Raw genomic sequence first — 16,823 nt, 5'->3', positions numbered from 1 at the left:
AACATGAGTAAAATACGCAAAAATAATCGCATTTATTACTCATGTTTTGTAAAATAATTATTTACATTTTAAATAGTCATTTATGTTTTTTACATTTGTTTTCTATTTTCTCTAATTTCTCTTTGAATCTGTTTAAGAGCTTTTTTTGAACCTCTCTGAATGTCTTTTTCTAATTTTCTATCTTTAAAACTAGTAAACAATGAATTTAAATCATATCCTTCTGGATATAACTCTTCTGCTTTTATACTAAGTTCTAATCTTTTTATATTTACTAAAACAAAATTGTCTTTAAATAATATTTCTACATTATTAAATTTGTCTCTAGGTTTATACACAACTCCAAAGTCATTTTCATCCAATAATTTTACTTTATCACCTGTATTATACTCTGTATAATTGGAAATAAATTCAACATTATCTTTATTTTCAGTATGGGATTTTAATTTACTTCTCTTAACTAAATCTAAATTGTAGTTTCTATCAGTTATATATTCTTTAGCTCTACTTAATACCTTATTTTTTATTCCCATCTTTTTAGAAATAAAAAGAGCATTACTATCTTCAGATTTTCCTATTGTTAATTTATATAATGGTTCTAAAGTTTCTTTATCAAACATCATACCTGCATTTTCAAATTCTGGATGCAAATTAGCAAACTTTTTTATTTCGCCATAATGAGTTGATGCTATTGTTATACATCCCATACTATAAAACTCTTCTAGCAATGATATTGCTAGTCCTGCTCCTTCATTGGGTTCAGTTCCACTACCTATCTCATCAAATAGAACAAGTGTAGAATTATTTGATGAGTCCATAATTTCTGCAATATTTTTTATGTGTGATGAAAAAGTACTTAGAGCATTTTCAATACTTTGATTATCTCCTATATCTACAAACACTTTTTCAAATACACTTAGTTCGCTGTCTTCTTTAGCAGAAATATCAAAACCACATTGAACCATCAAAGTTAATAGACCAACAGTCTTAAGAGTTACAGTTTTTCCACCTGCATTAGGTCCTGTTATTACAAGACTTCTATAACTTTTACCTATTTCAAAATCTAAAGGTACCACATCTCCTGTTAAAAGTGGGTGCTTACCTTTGATTATTTTTATATATCCATTGTTGTTTATTCTTGGAGTAATACCATTTATTTTTTGACTATATTTAGCTTTTGCAAATACCATATCATATTCAGAAAGTATTTCTATATTTAACTTTATCTGAGTTATTTTATCAAATATAAGCTCTGTTAAATAAGATAATATCTTATATTCTTCAATAGTCTCGTCAGCTTTTAACATAGTCAATTCTGTACTTAAATTTGACACACTTATTGGTTCAACGAATACAGTATTTCCTTTTGATGAAGTATCTAATATAGTACCATCAACTTCATTTTTATAAGAAGATTTAATTGGTATTACATATCTATCATTTCTTTTACTTATTATAAACTCTTGTATATACTTTTTGTTTATACTTGATGTTATAAACTTATTTAATCTATCTTTTATTTTTCCTTCTGTAACTTCTATATTTCTTCTTACCTTTTTTAATTCTTTACTGGCATTAGAATCAACTTTATTTGATTTTATGCAGTAGTTTATCTCTTCCTCTATGTTTTTGCATTCTGTTATATTTAAAGCATAAGAACTTAATGTAGGCGAATAAAATTCTTTGTCTAACATAAAAGCTTTCATCTTCCTACAACCTCTTAAAAAATCCTCTATATTTACAAGTTCAATAGGTTCTATTATCATTCCTTTTTCAATTTTATCTATTGTAGAACCTGCATTAAACAACCCTTCAAGTGGTATATGATTACTATTTTCAATTATTTTTCTAGCTTCTTTATTTTCTTTTAATTTCCTTCTTACTACTTCAATATTACCACTAGGAGTTAATTTGTCTATTAAATTTCTTCCAAGTGAACTTACACAATGTATTTTTATTAATTCTTTAACCTCATTTAGTTGTAGTCTTTCAATTGTATTACTATTCATTATTTTACTTTCTCCTTTATTTATAAGTCATGAATTTTAAATAACTATTTCACTTATTTTTATAATAATTATTTGTAATCGACTTAATAAATAAGGAATTATTGTTCATTAAACTCCTTATTTATTAAGAAGTCTAACCCCGGACTCACTAATGTTAGTATTCTTTTTCATAAAACACTGCTCCTTTTCTATTTTTACTTAACTATTTTAGTCACTTTAACATTATTTCATAAATTATATCCTAGTGTCAATATAAATAAATTTATTTATCTTTTAACATAATAAAACACCTATAATACTCACTATTAAAATAAAAATAATGTTTATTCTTTCATTTATACCCAACATTTCTTACAGAATGTAATTTTATAAAAATTACATATTATGAAGTTAAGCTCTTTAAATTATTAACCCTAACAAAAAACAAAAGAATAACTGATAGTATCAAAGCATTCTTAATATGCTTTAATAAAATCAGTTATTTATAATTTAATATAATTTTTAAAATTACCCTTTATAAGTAATTAGTGGTTTCATAGTTGCCACTACTTGAATAAGCTTATATTCTATCAAACTTTCAATAATTTGTTCTATATTTTTATATGCTTCTGGAGCCTCTTGAAATAACAAGTTTATATCATTACATAGAATATGACTTTTAAATTTTGTTTGTTTTATAGTATCTTTATTATACTTGTTTTTAAGACGAGATTTACAAATTGAACGAGACCATTTTCTACCAGCTCCATGTGATAGAGAATATAAAGACAGTTCTGTATTTTCAGTAGGCATAACTATATATGATAGACTTCCTCTTGAACCAGGTATAATTACAGCTCCTCTTTCACTTGAAACAGCACCTTTTCTATGTATGAATTTATCTTCCCTTTTTTCTATAAAATTATGATTTATAGACAATATTTTTTCAATATCTCTAGATATACCTATTGATTGCATGATTTTTTTACTAACAATTTCACGATTACGCTCTGACCAGATTAAAGCTTTATCATGATTTATCATATAATCTCTTTCTTTTTCACTTCCAACTTCAATACCATTTTTATTATAAAATTTTTTAAGTATGGTTTCTCCGTAATTTCTTGACCCACAATGAACTAACATCATTATGTCATCAGATGAAAATCTTAATAGTTCAAATTTTTCTTTATTGTGAATTTTATTTACACATTGAAATTCTATAAAATGATTTCCACTTCCAATAGTCCCCAAATTTGATATTGGGCATTCCTCTTCATATGGATTTATTATTTTTATATCAGATAAATCTTTAATTTCATAAAGACGTTTAATCCATCTATCTTTTTTAAATTTCTTTTTGGAAATTCCAGTTTTAAATAAAGTCATGCCACAACCTATATCATTTCCAATTATATGTGGATAGATAATATCTTTGGTTTCAACTGCTAGGCCCACAGGTATTTTACCTGCATGTAAATCAGGCAATCCTACTATTCTTAAAACTCCATTCAATTTTAAAATATCTTCAAGTTGTTTCTTTGCTATATCTTCAATCCAACACTTGTTACTTGCTATTATTTTTATTTCACTCATACTTTGCTCCTTTTTAATATACTCCTGCCTTTAAAAAGTAGCAAAAAGCTGTGACTTTTAGCCACAGCTTTTTATTTTAAACTACAAAAGCAGGTGGCTATTTGTTAAAATACTCTTAAACGTTTAACACCTCATTATTTTTTGCTAACATAATAACCACTTCCTCTCATAATTAAAACAATACTAAAATTTTAATCTATATGTATATTATTTATAGACATTTATTTTAAAATGTACAATATATAATTTTTATATTATAGAACCTATAATAATCATTGAAATCATAACTATAGCTAAGCCAGCAACAACAATTTTTTTATGTAATTTTCTTCTCACTTTACTTTTATCTTCTTTTCTAACCTGAACAATTTTTTTTGGTTCTTCTTCTAATTTATCTTCAACCTCTATATATGCTTTTTCATACATTACCTTACTAAGGTCAACAATAATATCATTAGCTCTAGTATATTTATTATTTCTACCAAGCAGTCTTTTTATAACATTTATAAGTTCTATGTTGCCATTAATTGCTCTTATACTATTCCAATCTAGCCCTTTATCAATCAATTGTAACATTTTTTCTTCTGAATTTGCTTCTCCAAAAGGTAATTTCTTAAATATAGACTCAAATAAAATAAGACCTGTTGCGAAAAAATCACTCTCTCTATCAGTATAGTTTATACATAGTTGATGTGGACATAAATATCTTCTATTTCCATAGCTTCTTGTATTAACCCCATTATTTGCTTTTGTAATTCCAAAATCACAAATTTTAATATTATATTCTGTATTCACCATTATACTACTTGACTTTAAACTGCCATGATATGAATAATTTCTATGTATCATTTCTAAAGCTTTTAAAACTTGTATCATTATATTTATAATTGCTTCTAGATGAAGATAATTACCTAGAATTAATTCATCTAGGCCAATACCATCAAAGTCTTCACTTACAATATAATATAATGTTGTTTCTTCTGTGCAATGAATCCCAACATCAATTATTTTTAGTATATAAGGAGAGTTTATTTCATCTAAAGCAGTACTTTCATCAATTAAATTTGATACAAAATCTTCACAAATATAGTTATTGTGTTTTATAACTTTTATTAACACATTTTTTCTGTAAAAAACATCCCTAGCTTTATAGATTTTGTTAATTTCTAAAACGTCATCAGAATTTACTACCTCATACCTATTGCCTATAAAATTCAACCCTGTCACCTCCTCATACATTTTATATAACTAAATCTATTTATAATTATACCAATATATAGGAATATTTTCTATATATTAATGATTCTAATATCAAAACGACAATTAGTAAGTCTACTCTTATACAAAAAACAAGAGAGTTATCAACTCTCTTGTTTTTTGTATCAATTCAATATTAAGCTAAAAAATAATCTATTTTTTCAATTCTTTATAAGAACTATTTGATATATGTTCTCTTTTTATGACTTTTCCATTTGAGTCTTTATACACCCTATATGTAGAATATTTATCTTTTCCAGTGTTTTTTACTTCTATAGATATATTTGGTTTATCACCAGAATTGCCATATACTATAGATGATACACTTCCTCCACCTGCATAATTTTTAATATATACAGGATGGTTATATGGATTTTTAAATTTTAAATTTAATCCTCCATCACTTACCGTAGCATCTCTACCTCTTGGTACATAAGTAGATGCAGATGAGTGGTTTGTAACTTGTGTTATTTCCATACCTGAAAGAAGAGCTGCATTATAAACTGTTGAAGATGTTTGACAAACACCTCCACCTGCTGATTGCTCTAATTTTCCATAAACTATAACTGGTGCATCTTTGTAACCATTAGCTTTATTGCTAGGCCCTGTAAGCTTATTATATGAAAATTCTTCACCTGGCATTAGTAAAACATCACTAGTTTTTCTTGCTGACAATGCCACATTATATGCTCTACCTGATACAGATTGAGAATATGTTGTTGAATATTGACCTATAACAGAATTCACAGATTTTACTTGTTCTGTCGTTATATCTGGTTTTTGAAGGTTTACTTTTAGTTCTAAAGGCTTATGCTCTTTATTTTTTATCATGTTGTATATAGATTCTTTATTTGATGCCAAGTCAAATTCTCTACCTATAACAGACTCTGTGTAATTTAATCCACCACTTCCAACACTAACTGAAGCATTTTTCATTTTAACGTTGATGCTATCTGCTACTGAAGATACTTGAGCACTAAGTTTTGCCTCATCATATCCAGATTCTATTTTCAGGGATAGCTTATTTATTCTTATATCAATATACTTCTTTAAGTTTTGAAAGTAAGAACCTTTTTTTGTACTCTCATAAGCATTTTTTACAACTTCTTCTGTGTTATATTTTAAATCAATATCATTTGGAGATATTTTATAATCTTTTCCATCATAAGTAAGATTCAGGTCTTCTGGAGTATACTTATCTGTTACAGCTTTTAATGCTTCTTCTTTGCTCATATCGGATACATTTATATCTTCTATATATACATTTTTAGCTATTTTCCCATTATATAGAAATTTGTTGTTAAAAAAATAAGTAGACACACCAATCGCTACAGCTAAAACTGCTAACACTATTATAAAATTTCGTTTTTTTTCTTTTCCTAATTTTGAAACCCTTGTTGTACTTCTGCTCATAAATTCACCTCATTTTAACACTAACTTAATTTATCTTAATTTTGCTTATTAAAGTTTCCCTTTCAAAACTACTTTAGATTATATTTGAATAGCTTTTTTTAAACAAGGCATTTAAGCAAATGTAACTTTATTGTAAATTTATGTCTTATAATTAGATTTCTTTTTGACACTTTTTAATTATATTTTTTTAATTATACCTTAATAAAAAATTTACTCTTTATTTACGAATATTGATTAAGTTACATTAAAAATCAAATATATCCTATTACTGGATAATGGTCTGATAAATAAATCTTCTCTACTATATATCCTTTTAGTTCAGTTTTTCTATCAACAAAAATATAATCTATCCTAGAATTTGACTTTTCAAAGGTTGCAAACTGAGATTTATTTAGACAAACAGCCATATCACTAAACATATTTAAAGAGATATTTTTTTCATTGAAATCACCACATAAAACAACAGCTCCTACTAATCTATTTCTATAGTCTATTATTTCATCCAGTTGCTTTGCTCTCTCTTCTCTATCTAAACCTAAGTGAACATTTATAATATTTATAATTCTTCCATAATCATCTACAGTTATACAAAGTGCTCCTCGCTGTTCTTTTTTACTAGTTAAAAAAAAATGATTATTGTTTAATATTTTTAATTTTGTAAATGTACAAATTCCATATAGCATATTTACCTTTTTTACATTTGTAGCAAATACACCATCCATATTTAAAACAGCCTTTAAAGCTAAAAATTGAGGGTATAGTACTTCCTGCAAACAAACTACATCACAATTTAAGCTCTTTAAATATATTCCCATTTTAGATAATGTCAATTTATTATTTGAATCCATACCTTTATGAATATTGTAGGTTACTATTTTCATTAATATCACCTCTTATGCAGTATTATGCCCTTGAGATTTAAACTCATTTATTTTTTAGTTTATAAAACACTGTACTGCTTTCTAAAACTCAAGTAATCACAGATTTTATCACAAAAAAACCTAACTTAAGTATTTATATTCTACATAAGTTAGGTTTTACAAAATTTTATAGTATTTATTTTATGCATTTTTAATGATGATTCTCCTTTTTTATTTTTTTCAATTTGCCTTCACTTACAACAAATAAAAATCCCATCTTTTTATATATTTCATCTAATTCAATTAAAGTCACTTCACCATTTTTTAAATTTGTTAATGTTATATCCTGTATTTTTCTTGATGGAATTATCATAAGTTATCAACACTCCTTTAAATTCTTTTTATCTTTATATTTAAATATATTTATGCATTGTGATATATATTCATAAATTATTAAAATAATTTCAAAAAACATTCGTTCTGCAAACATTCGTTCTATATATTTATTATACATCATACAAACGTTCGATTCAATATAAAAATTAAATATATATCGTTATTGGTAATTTTTACAATATTATTCACTAAATATGTCAAAACAACTTTTTAAAACGACTTATTTTGCCAAATAAAAAAAGTTATTTCGATAAAAGCTTATGCTTAAATTGAAATAACTTTTTTGATATGAATTATTTAGCTTTATACTATAGTTTCATTAAGCTAACATATGTAATATTTGAGTAACTATAAGAGCACAATAAGTTCCTATAACATTTCCTAAAAGCCCCATAAGTACACCTACTGGAATTAATACTGGATTATGAACCCCAGCAATCATTGGTGCTGTAGTTACACCACCTATATTAGCTATACTTCCTACCTCACAAGTAAATAAGTCTAATTTAAATAGTTTTGCAAGTCCTATAAATGAAATGGCATGTACAAGAACTACTACTAATCCAAACATTATGTAAACAGGAGCCTCTGATAGTCCAAAGAAATTTGCTTTACTTCCTGTTGCTGCAAGAAGCAAGTACATAAACACATTTCCTACTAATGTACTTCCTTTAAGTTTTGATATCTTAGTCATACCTAACAATATTGATACTGTAGAGGCAACAAGCACTACCCACATAGTCTCATTAAGTATGCCTGAAGTTGGAAGTATCTTAGATACAATCTGTGCAAATGCTGCAACTCCAAATCCAACAGATAATAAAGTCATAAGTTCCACAAACGTAGGTGCTGTATTATCTTTATTTTCTTTCTCAAGCTTTGCTGTAACCTCATCTATAAAACTTGTATCACATTTTGTCCATTTGTTAAATTTAGGTCCAAATTTTACAGACATTAGACAAACAGACATCCATACTGTATATCCTATAGAACCCATAAGTATTGCATAACTAAGCCCTTCTTCTGCAACACCTAAAGCATTAGCTGCTGCAATCATATTTGATGAACCACCTATCCATGACCCAGATGCTGCACCAAGAACTTTCCATGAATCTGCACCCATTGAACCTTTAAAAATTATAAAGGCTATAACAAATCCAAGCATAAATGTCAATGTAGCACAGAAAAATGATAATAACATTTTAGGGCCCATTTTTAATATTTTTCTTAAATCACATTGAATTAATAAGAATACTAACATTAATGGTAGAAAATTTACGGTTATTATATTCTGATAGATACCAACTTCTTCATTTTGTGCAAATAAACCAAATGATGCAAGTATAGCAGCTCCTAAATAGATTAAAAGCATTGGATTAATAACATCGAATATCTTCCATTTTAATTTATCAACCATGTAAAAAATGCCACCTACAAATACAACTAAAAAACTACAAAATACGAATCCGTTTTCAATCACATTATACACACCCTCTCTTTTTCTAAGTAATCCAGATTTTTTATAATTCCTAATAAATTTTTTCCCAATAATGAAAATAATTAAAATAAACTTTTTTATTTATATTTAGCTAATTAAATACATATATAACCAACTATTTACACATATTAATAAAGGTTTACAGATTAATTACTTTAAAAACGAATAGTCTGAATTTAAAATCTTTTTCAAAAATTATTTTATTACTAAAATCTTTATTTGTAAAGAGAATTAAACTAAATATTTTATTTATTTGTTTTTATTTGTTTATTTGTTTTTTATTTATTTTTATTATTTATACAATAAAACTATTTTCAACTTAAACCCATATAATATAAATTAATTTTACCTTATATATTATTTTTTTTAATAGATTTAGAAATTTTTCTTTCAAATACAGTTTTCAGAACATTCGTATTTATGTTATAATTTGTATGAATATACATTTTTTAGGAGGAAATAATATGAATTTAAATTTAACTAATACTATAAATTTGATGAAGAAGTATCTTGATATACCAAGTCCAGCTGGATATACTGAAAATGCAGTTTTAGAAAGCAAAAAGGATTTTGAAACTTTGGGTCTTAATACTACTCTTACAAAAAAAGGTGCTCTTATAGCTACTCTTCCTGGTGAAGATGATTCAAATCAAATAACAATATCTGCACACATGGATACACTTGGTGCTATGGTAAAAGAAATATCACCAGATGGTACTCTTAAATACCATAAAGTCGGTGGTGGTTGTTGGGCCGCTATAGAAGGTGAAAATTGCACTGTTATAACTAGAAAAGGTAAAAAAGTTAGAGGAAGTGTTGTGTTTAAATACGCTTCTACTCATATATATGGACAGACAAAAGCTGCATCTGAAAGAAATGAAGAAACAATGATTATTAGACTTGATGAAAAAGTATTTAATAAACAGGATATTTTGGATTTGGGAATAAATGTTGGAGATTTTGTATGTCTAGACCATCGTTTTGAAGCTACAGAATCTGGTTTTATAAAATCTAGATATATAGATAACAAAGCAGCTGTAGCAATGGTTCTTGAAATAGCTAGATACTTTAAGGAAAACAACTTAATACCTAAGCATACTACTAACTTTTATATAAGTAATTATGAGGAAATTGGACATGGTGTCTCTAAAGCTTTACCTGAAAAAACTAGAGAATTTGTAGCAATAGATATAGCACCTACTGGACCAAGTCAAACATCTAGTGAACATGGTGTAACTATAGTTGCAAAAGATAACTTATCTCTATATGATTTTAGTTTAAGAAATAAACTTGTAGATGTTGCAGAAGATAATAATTTAGATTATGCTGTCGATGTATTTACTTTTTATGGTTCAGATGCTTCAGAGGCTATTCGTTGGGGAGAAGATGTTCAAATAGCTTGTGTTGGCCCTGGAACAAATAATAGCCACCACTACGAAAGAACTCATATAGAAGCAATTGAAAATACTCTAAAACTTCTTATAAACTACATGCTAAAAAAATAATTAACTATATATTTTATTAAAGTCATTTCTTTGTAAATAACCAATTTTTATTTTTATTTTTATACAAAAATTGGTTTTTCTATAGACTTAATCTCGATTTACTACTATTATATAAGTAACTTCAATTTTCTTTAGTTAATTTTTATATGATTCACACAAATTGTATAAAAATTTTCTTTAGCTAATTGTTGTTAAAATAAATTTTACAAGCTAACCCTACCAGAAAAGAGTTATCTAATCTGTAAGGAAATAGTTTAATATAGCACATTATAATTGTGTAATTAATAACTTTTCTTTTGTAGAAACTTTTCTTTAAAAAGAAAAGTTTTTTGATTTTGGATTTGTTTAAGAACATATTTTCTGAGTTAGGAGGATATTTATGAAAAAGGTTGCGGTTATAAGTGCTATTTTGGAAGAACCAAAAGAATGTCAGCTTAAATTTAATGAAGTTGTATCAACTTTTAAAGGTATTATTAAAGGTAGAATGGGAATTCCTTGTGAAGAAGAAGGTGTCTCAATTGTATGTATAGCAGTTGTTGGCGAAATGGATATTATCAATAGTTTGACTGGTAAATTGGGAAATATACCTCATGTATCTGTAAAAACTAGTATATCAAAAAAAGAAATTTAAGGTGGTGAGTACAAATGAGTCTAAATTCTACTCCACAATCAATAAGAGTACATATAGGTCTCTTTGGTAAAAGAAATGCAGGTAAATCTAGCGTAATAAACGCTATAACAAATCAAAGTGCTGCAATAGTATCAGATATTGCTGGAACTACTACAGACCCAGTATTTAGACCAATGGAAATCCTTCCTATAGGACCTTGTGTTCTTATAGATACTGCTGGTCTTGACGATGTTGGTGAACTTGGTGAGCTTAGAATAAGCAAATCATTAGATATTTTAGAAAAGACAGACATAGCTTTACTAGTAGTGGATTGCCAAATTGGTGTGTCAAAAGAAGATTTATCACTAATTGAAAAGTTTAATGATAAAAATATACCTCATATTTTAGTACTTAACAAGATTGATACAATTAAAAATCAATCTGAAATTTTAAACTTAACTAAAAATAAAGTTAAATGTCCAGTTGTTTCTGTCTCATCAACAGATAAAATTGGAATTGAAGATTTAAAAAATGAAATAATAAAGGTTTTGCCTAAAGACAGTAATGAGTTTAAATTGGTATCAGATTTAATCGAGCCAAATGATTTAGTTGTCTTAGTTGTTCCAATAGATAAGGCAGCTCCAAAAGGTAGGCTTATACTTCCTCAACAGCAAGTTATAAGAGATATTTTGGATATTGGAGCAATTTCTATAGTTACAAAAGAAGATAGCTTAAAAGAAACTCTATCTAATTTAGGTAAAAAACCTAAGCTTGTTATTACTGACTCTCAAGTATTTCCACAAGTGGATAAAGATACTCCAAAAGATATTCCTCTTACATCTTTTTCTATATTGTTCGCTAGACAAAAAGGAGACCTTAAAGAATTAATTGATGGTGCCTATGCTTTAGAAAATTTAAAAGATGGTGACAAGGTCTTGATGGCTGAAGGTTGCACTCATCACAGACAAACTGATGATATTGGAACAGTTAAAATCCCTAATATGATTAGAAAGAAAACTGGTAAAAATATTACTTTTGAATTTAGTTCTGGAGTATCTTTCACTGAAGATATAACTAAATATGCACTTGTAGTTCACTGTGGAGCTTGTATGATGAATAGAGCTGGAATGTTATCTAGAATAGAAAAGGCAAAATCTTTCAATGTACCTATCGTAAACTATGGTATTTTAATAGCATATACAAAAGGTATTTTGGAAAGATCCCTTGAACTTTTCAATTACTAAAAATTTAAATATATTTAATAAATACATACTAAGATATGACTAAAAATAAGATTAAATACTTTATAGATAAACTTTACAGCATTAATTCACTAAGCTTTGATGAACTACTATACTTAATAGAGAATATCGACAATGAAGAATATAACTTTGAACAAAATTTGAGAAACTATCTTTACAAGCAAGCTAGCGATATGAGAAATAAACACTATGGAAATAGAGTCTACTTAAGAGGGCTTATAGAACTTACAAACTACTGCAAAAACAATTGTTACTACTGTGGTATACAATCTTCTAACAAAAATATTACAAGATATCGACTTTCAACGGATGAAATACTTGAATGTTGTGATATAGGTTATAAGATAGGATACAGAACTTTTGTTTTACAAGGTGGTGAAGACACATATTTTACTGATGATAAGATATGTGAGATTGTTTCAAGTATCAAAAATAAATATGAGGATTGTGCTATAACATTATCATTAGGAGAAAAAAGCTATGACTCCTATAAAAAATACTTTTTAAGTGGTGCAGATAGATATCTTTTAAGACATGAAACTGCTACAGACAGCCATTACAAAAAATTACATCCGCCAAACATTGAACTTAGAACTAGAAAAGAATGCCTTAAAAACCTCAAGGAAATTGGTTATCAAGTAGGTGCTGGATTTATGGTTGAGTCACCATTCCAAAGCAATGAGGACCTTGTTCGTGACTTATTATACCTAAAAGAGTTAAATCCTCATATGGTTGGTATAGGACCTTTTATCCCACATCATGATACAATCTTTAAAGATTATAAACATGGTGATTTAGAAAAAACACTACTTATGCTTTCAATTACAAGACTTCTACTTCCAAAAGTCTTATTACCTGCTACAACAGCTCTTGCATCTATAAACCCTAGTGGTAGAAATGCAGGTCTTTTAGCTGGTTGTAATGTAATTATGCCAAACCTTTCTCCTCAAGAATTTAGAAAACAATATTCTCTTTATGATAACAAAGCCTTTACTGGTCAAGAAGCTTGTGAATATCACCAGAGTTTAGAGGAAAATATCAAGTCACTAGGACTTAAAGTTGACTACTCTCGTGGTGATAATATTGAATGGAGGCGTTTGTAAATGTTCATAAAACATGAACTTATTAATTCTTTGTTAGAGGATGCAAAAAATTCAACTTCGGATGATATTGAGAAAGTACTTGATAAGGCTGATAGAAGAGAAAAACTTAGTTATAAAGATATAGCTACACTTCTTGAAGTAGAAGATAAAAAACAACTTGATAGATTATTTAGTATAGCTGGGCAAATAAAAAATGAAATATATGGTAATAGAGTGGTTTTATTTGCCCCTCTTTATGTATCAAACTACTGTGTAAATGAATGTGTTTACTGTGGTTTCAATACATGTAATAAATTTAAAAGAAAAAAACTTACTATGGACGAAATAAGAGAAGAAGTTAAAATACTTGAAAAAATGGGTCATAAAAGACTTGCTTTAGAAGCTGGTGAAGACCCTAAAAATTGTGATATAAATTATATATTAGACTGCTTAGATGCAATTTATTCAACATATAATGAAAATGGAAACATAAGAAGGGTAAACGTTAACATAGCAGCTACTAGTGTAGAAGAATATAAACTACTAAAAGAAAAAGGAATAGGAACTTATATACTATTCCAAGAAACTTACCATAAACCAACATTTATAAAGATGCATGGTCAGTCTATAAAAAATGATTACTACTACCATTTAACAGCTTTTGATAGAGCCATGGAAGCTGGAGTTGATGATGTTGGTGCAGGAGTTTTATTTGGTCTAGCTGACCCTAAATTTGAAGTTTTAGGACTTATGATGCATAATGAACACCTAGAAGAAAAATTTGGTGTAGGATTCCATACTATATCTTTCCCTAGATTAAAAAAAGCTGAGGGTATGAGTTTAGAAAATTTCCCTCATTTAGTTTCTGATGATATGTTCAAAAAAATTGTAGCTATAACTAGATTGGCAGTTCCTTTTACTGGAATTATAATGTCTACTAGGGAAACTGCTGAAATGAGAAACGAATTACTAAAATATGGTGTATCACAAGTTAGTGCAGGTTCTCTAACAGGTGTTGGTGGATATAAAGCATATGAAGATGGTGACAATACAGAACAATTTGAGGTTGGAGACCACAGAAGCCCTGTAGAAGTCCTTAAGGAATTAATCACTGATGGATATATCCCTAGTTACTGTACAGCCTGTTATCGAAAAGGTAGAACTGGAGATAGATTTATGAGTTTGGCTAAGAGTCGTCAAATTCACAATGTCTGCACACCAAATGCACTTACTACATTGAATGAATTTTTAATTGATTATGGTGACGAAGAACTTAAAGCTATGGGTAAAAAACTTATTACTGAAGAAATATCTAAGATAGAAAGAGAAGACATAAGAAACATCGTATCTAACAATATGACTGCCTTAGAACGTGGGGAAAGAGATTTATACTTATAAAATTTTATTCGTTGTATATTATTATTGTATATTCTATAGGTTAGTAGTAATATTATCTAAAGGGAAAGTTTAAGGGAGGGAGATTAACATTGAAAGATAACAACAATACCAATAAAACTATTCAATTTGGAGAAAAAAAAGCTAGCCTAGAAAACAATATTCAAAAAAATAAAAATGTCAAACTTGATGATACACACAAAGTCATTCCTTACCCTAAAAATAGAAAAAAGGATGATAAAAAGAAGAATAACAAAAAAAAGAATACAAATATAAATAAACATAAGGTCAATAAAGATAATTATGGACATTCTTTTTTTAATAACAAATACAAATATAAAAGAAAACCATATGTTATTGCTTTATACACAGTAATTTTTATTCTTTTAGCAATTTTGATTATAACAAAACTGACAGATAGTTCGAGTAAGAGTAACTACTCTCGCAATACTGTTTCTAATACTCACAAAAGTAATACCCAAAACATAACCTTTAATGAATCGACTAATCTTCTTACTTGTGGGTAACTTAAAAGAGTTATCTCATTTCAGAAATTATTTTCTAAAATTGAGATAACTCTTTTTTATTTAATATCTATTTTACCAACCTTGAGTTACTTCATAAACTTCGTCACCAATTCTACCATTTAAATAATCATCTATTGCAGAATCTATAATACTCATTGCTTTATCTACTTGTTCCTTAGTTATTACTAAAGGTGGTTGTACTCTTAAAGTGGATTGTCCTAAGAATATCATTATCAAACCAGTTTGTATACATCTGTAGCATATCTTAGCTGTAGCATCTGGATGTTTTTCAGTAGAACCTTTTCCTTTAACTATATCAACTCCTATAGATAAACCTAAGCCTCTTATTTCTCCAATTATATCGTATTTTTCTTTTAGTTTTTCAAATCCTGCTTTAATATAATCTCCCATTTCTATACTCTTTTGAAGTAAATTTTCTCTTTCAATTATTTCTATAGATTTTAAAGCAGCTACACATACTGTTGTATTTCCAGCTAAAGTAAATAGATGTGCTGGTGCATCAAGACTTTGCATTATTTCTGTTCTTCCAACAACTGCTCCTAAAGGTAATCCTCCACCAACAGATTTTCCAAGAACTATAAGGTCTGCTTCAACACCAAAATTTTCTATACCAAACCATTTACCTGTTCTTCCCATACCTTGCTGTATTTCATCACTTATAAGTAGTATTCCATTTTCTTTACATATTTTACTTAATCCTTTAATCCATTCTACTGGAGGCACTATTATTCCTGCATCTCCTGCAATTGGTTCTATAAATATTGCAGCTACTTCTTCTACTGGTAAGTAGTGTGCAAAAGCATATTCCATTTCATCTAAACATTCTTTGGCAGTTCTATTTTTATCTGGATAATGGAAGTGATAAACTTCTGGTAATAATGGACCCATTTTTCTTCTCATATTTGTACTTAATGCAGATATAGATATAGCTCCATAAGTACTTCCATGATATGATTCACACATAGATATTATTTTTGTTCTTCCAGTATATCCTCTTGCTAATTTTATAGCAGCATCTATACAAGCAGAGCCTGTTGCGCTGTATAATACTTTCTTATCATTATCTCCAGGGGCTATTTCCACAAGCTTTTCAGCTAACTTTACAGGAGGATCACTATGAAAATATGCAAGTGTATATTGTGTGATATCATCCATTTGTTCTTTAACTGCTTGTGAGATTTCCTTATTTCCATGACCTACATTTGCAGAGCCTGCACTTGCTAAAAAGTCTACATACTCATTACCTTCATAATCATATAACATCGCACCTTCACCTGATTTAAATGCTACTGGATAATAAGGTATTTTTTGAGTCTTAGCAACATATTTTTTTTCTTCTGTACTTATCATTTGACTAGTTATCTCGCTCATTGGCAAATCATTCCCCTCTTTAAGTAAATTTATATTTTTAGAATT

The 16,823-nt window shown here is 27.8% G+C and carries 14 protein-coding genes; 6 read left to right on the top strand and 8 right to left on the bottom strand.

Annotation, left to right across the window (positions count from 1 at the left end):
- Positions 1 to 89: 89 nt before the first annotated feature.
- The 7 genes from IC213_RS03280 to IC213_RS03250 all read right to left on the bottom strand — a co-directional run bounded on the left by IC213_RS03280 (position 90) and on the right by IC213_RS03250 (position 8,987).
- Positions 90 to 2,006, bottom strand: coding sequence for an endonuclease MutS2 (locus IC213_RS03280; RefSeq protein WP_227434799.1), 1,917 nt, complete (start codon positions 2,004 to 2,006; stop codon positions 90 to 92).
- 507 nt (positions 2,007 to 2,513) lie between these two features.
- Positions 2,514 to 3,581 (bottom strand): RNA ligase RtcB family protein, encoded by a 1,068-nt coding sequence (locus IC213_RS03275; protein WP_227482542.1) that lies wholly within the window; start codon positions 3,579 to 3,581, stop codon positions 2,514 to 2,516.
- 249 nt (positions 3,582 to 3,830) lie between these two features.
- The gene (locus tag IC213_RS03270) at positions 3,831 to 4,808 is read right to left on the bottom strand and encodes a protein kinase domain-containing protein (protein WP_227434801.1); all 978 of its coding nucleotides are present in this window, start codon (positions 4,806 to 4,808) and stop codon (positions 3,831 to 3,833) included.
- Between the two features lie 183 nt (positions 4,809 to 4,991).
- The gene (locus IC213_RS03265; RefSeq protein WP_227434802.1) at positions 4,992 to 6,251 is read right to left on the bottom strand and encodes a VanW family protein; all 1,260 of its coding nucleotides are present in this window, start codon (positions 6,249 to 6,251) and stop codon (positions 4,992 to 4,994) included.
- A 251-nt stretch (positions 6,252 to 6,502) separates the two neighbouring features.
- Positions 6,503 to 7,132, bottom strand: coding sequence for an endonuclease/exonuclease/phosphatase family protein (locus IC213_RS03260; protein ID WP_227830610.1), 630 nt, complete (start codon positions 7,130 to 7,132; stop codon positions 6,503 to 6,505).
- 190 nt (positions 7,133 to 7,322) lie between these two features.
- Positions 7,323 to 7,484, bottom strand: a complete 162-nt coding sequence (locus IC213_RS03255; RefSeq protein WP_227434804.1) for a hypothetical protein — start codon at positions 7,482 to 7,484, stop codon at positions 7,323 to 7,325.
- Between the two features lie 342 nt (positions 7,485 to 7,826).
- Entirely contained in the window at positions 7,827 to 8,987 is a 1,161-nt protein-coding gene (locus tag IC213_RS03250) for a DUF819 domain-containing protein (RefSeq protein ID WP_227434805.1), read from the bottom strand.
- Positions 8,988 to 9,469: 482 nt separating this feature from the next.
- Between IC213_RS03250 and IC213_RS03245 the strand changes: the two genes are divergently transcribed.
- The 6 genes from IC213_RS03245 (at position 9,470) to IC213_RS03220 (ending at position 15,386) form a co-directional block, all read left to right on the top strand.
- Positions 9,470 to 10,510 carry a M42 family metallopeptidase gene (locus IC213_RS03245; RefSeq protein ID WP_227830611.1) on the top strand — a complete coding sequence of 347 codons (1,041 nt, stop codon included), beginning with the start codon at positions 9,470 to 9,472 and terminating at the stop codon, positions 10,508 to 10,510.
- 379 nt (positions 10,511 to 10,889) lie between these two features.
- Positions 10,890 to 11,141 carry a TM1266 family iron-only hydrogenase system putative regulator gene (locus IC213_RS03240; protein ID WP_227434807.1) on the top strand — a complete coding sequence of 84 codons (252 nt, stop codon included), beginning with the start codon at positions 10,890 to 10,892 and terminating at the stop codon, positions 11,139 to 11,141.
- Between the two features lie 14 nt (positions 11,142 to 11,155).
- Complete coding sequence (hydF, locus tag IC213_RS03235; protein WP_227482538.1) at positions 11,156 to 12,364, top strand: [FeFe] hydrogenase H-cluster maturation GTPase HydF; 1,209 nt, start codon at positions 11,156 to 11,158, stop codon at positions 12,362 to 12,364.
- 35 nt (positions 12,365 to 12,399) lie between these two features.
- Complete coding sequence (gene hydE / locus IC213_RS03230; protein WP_227434809.1) at positions 12,400 to 13,485, top strand: [FeFe] hydrogenase H-cluster radical SAM maturase HydE; 1,086 nt, start codon at positions 12,400 to 12,402, stop codon at positions 13,483 to 13,485.
- A complete protein-coding gene (gene hydG, locus IC213_RS03225; RefSeq protein ID WP_227482537.1) occupies positions 13,486 to 14,862 on the top strand; it encodes a [FeFe] hydrogenase H-cluster radical SAM maturase HydG in 1,377 nt (458 codons plus the stop codon). It begins immediately after the preceding gene.
- A gap of 89 nt (positions 14,863 to 14,951) precedes the next feature.
- Positions 14,952 to 15,386, top strand: a complete 435-nt coding sequence (locus tag IC213_RS03220; protein ID WP_227482536.1) for a hypothetical protein — start codon at positions 14,952 to 14,954, stop codon at positions 15,384 to 15,386.
- Positions 15,387 to 15,458: 72 nt separating this feature from the next.
- Here IC213_RS03220 and IC213_RS03215 read toward each other — a convergent pair whose 3' ends face one another.
- Positions 15,459 to 16,778 carry an aminotransferase class III-fold pyridoxal phosphate-dependent enzyme gene (locus IC213_RS03215; protein ID WP_227434812.1) on the bottom strand — a complete coding sequence of 440 codons (1,320 nt, stop codon included), beginning with the start codon at positions 16,776 to 16,778 and terminating at the stop codon, positions 15,459 to 15,461.
- Positions 16,779 to 16,823 lie beyond the last annotated feature (45 nt).

The sequence above is a fragment of the Clostridioides sp. ES-S-0049-02 genome (genome assembly GCF_020658465.1).
Classification (GTDB): Bacteria; Bacillota; Clostridia; order Peptostreptococcales; family Peptostreptococcaceae; genus Clostridioides.
This window is presented reverse-complemented; position numbering and strand designations above follow the sequence as displayed.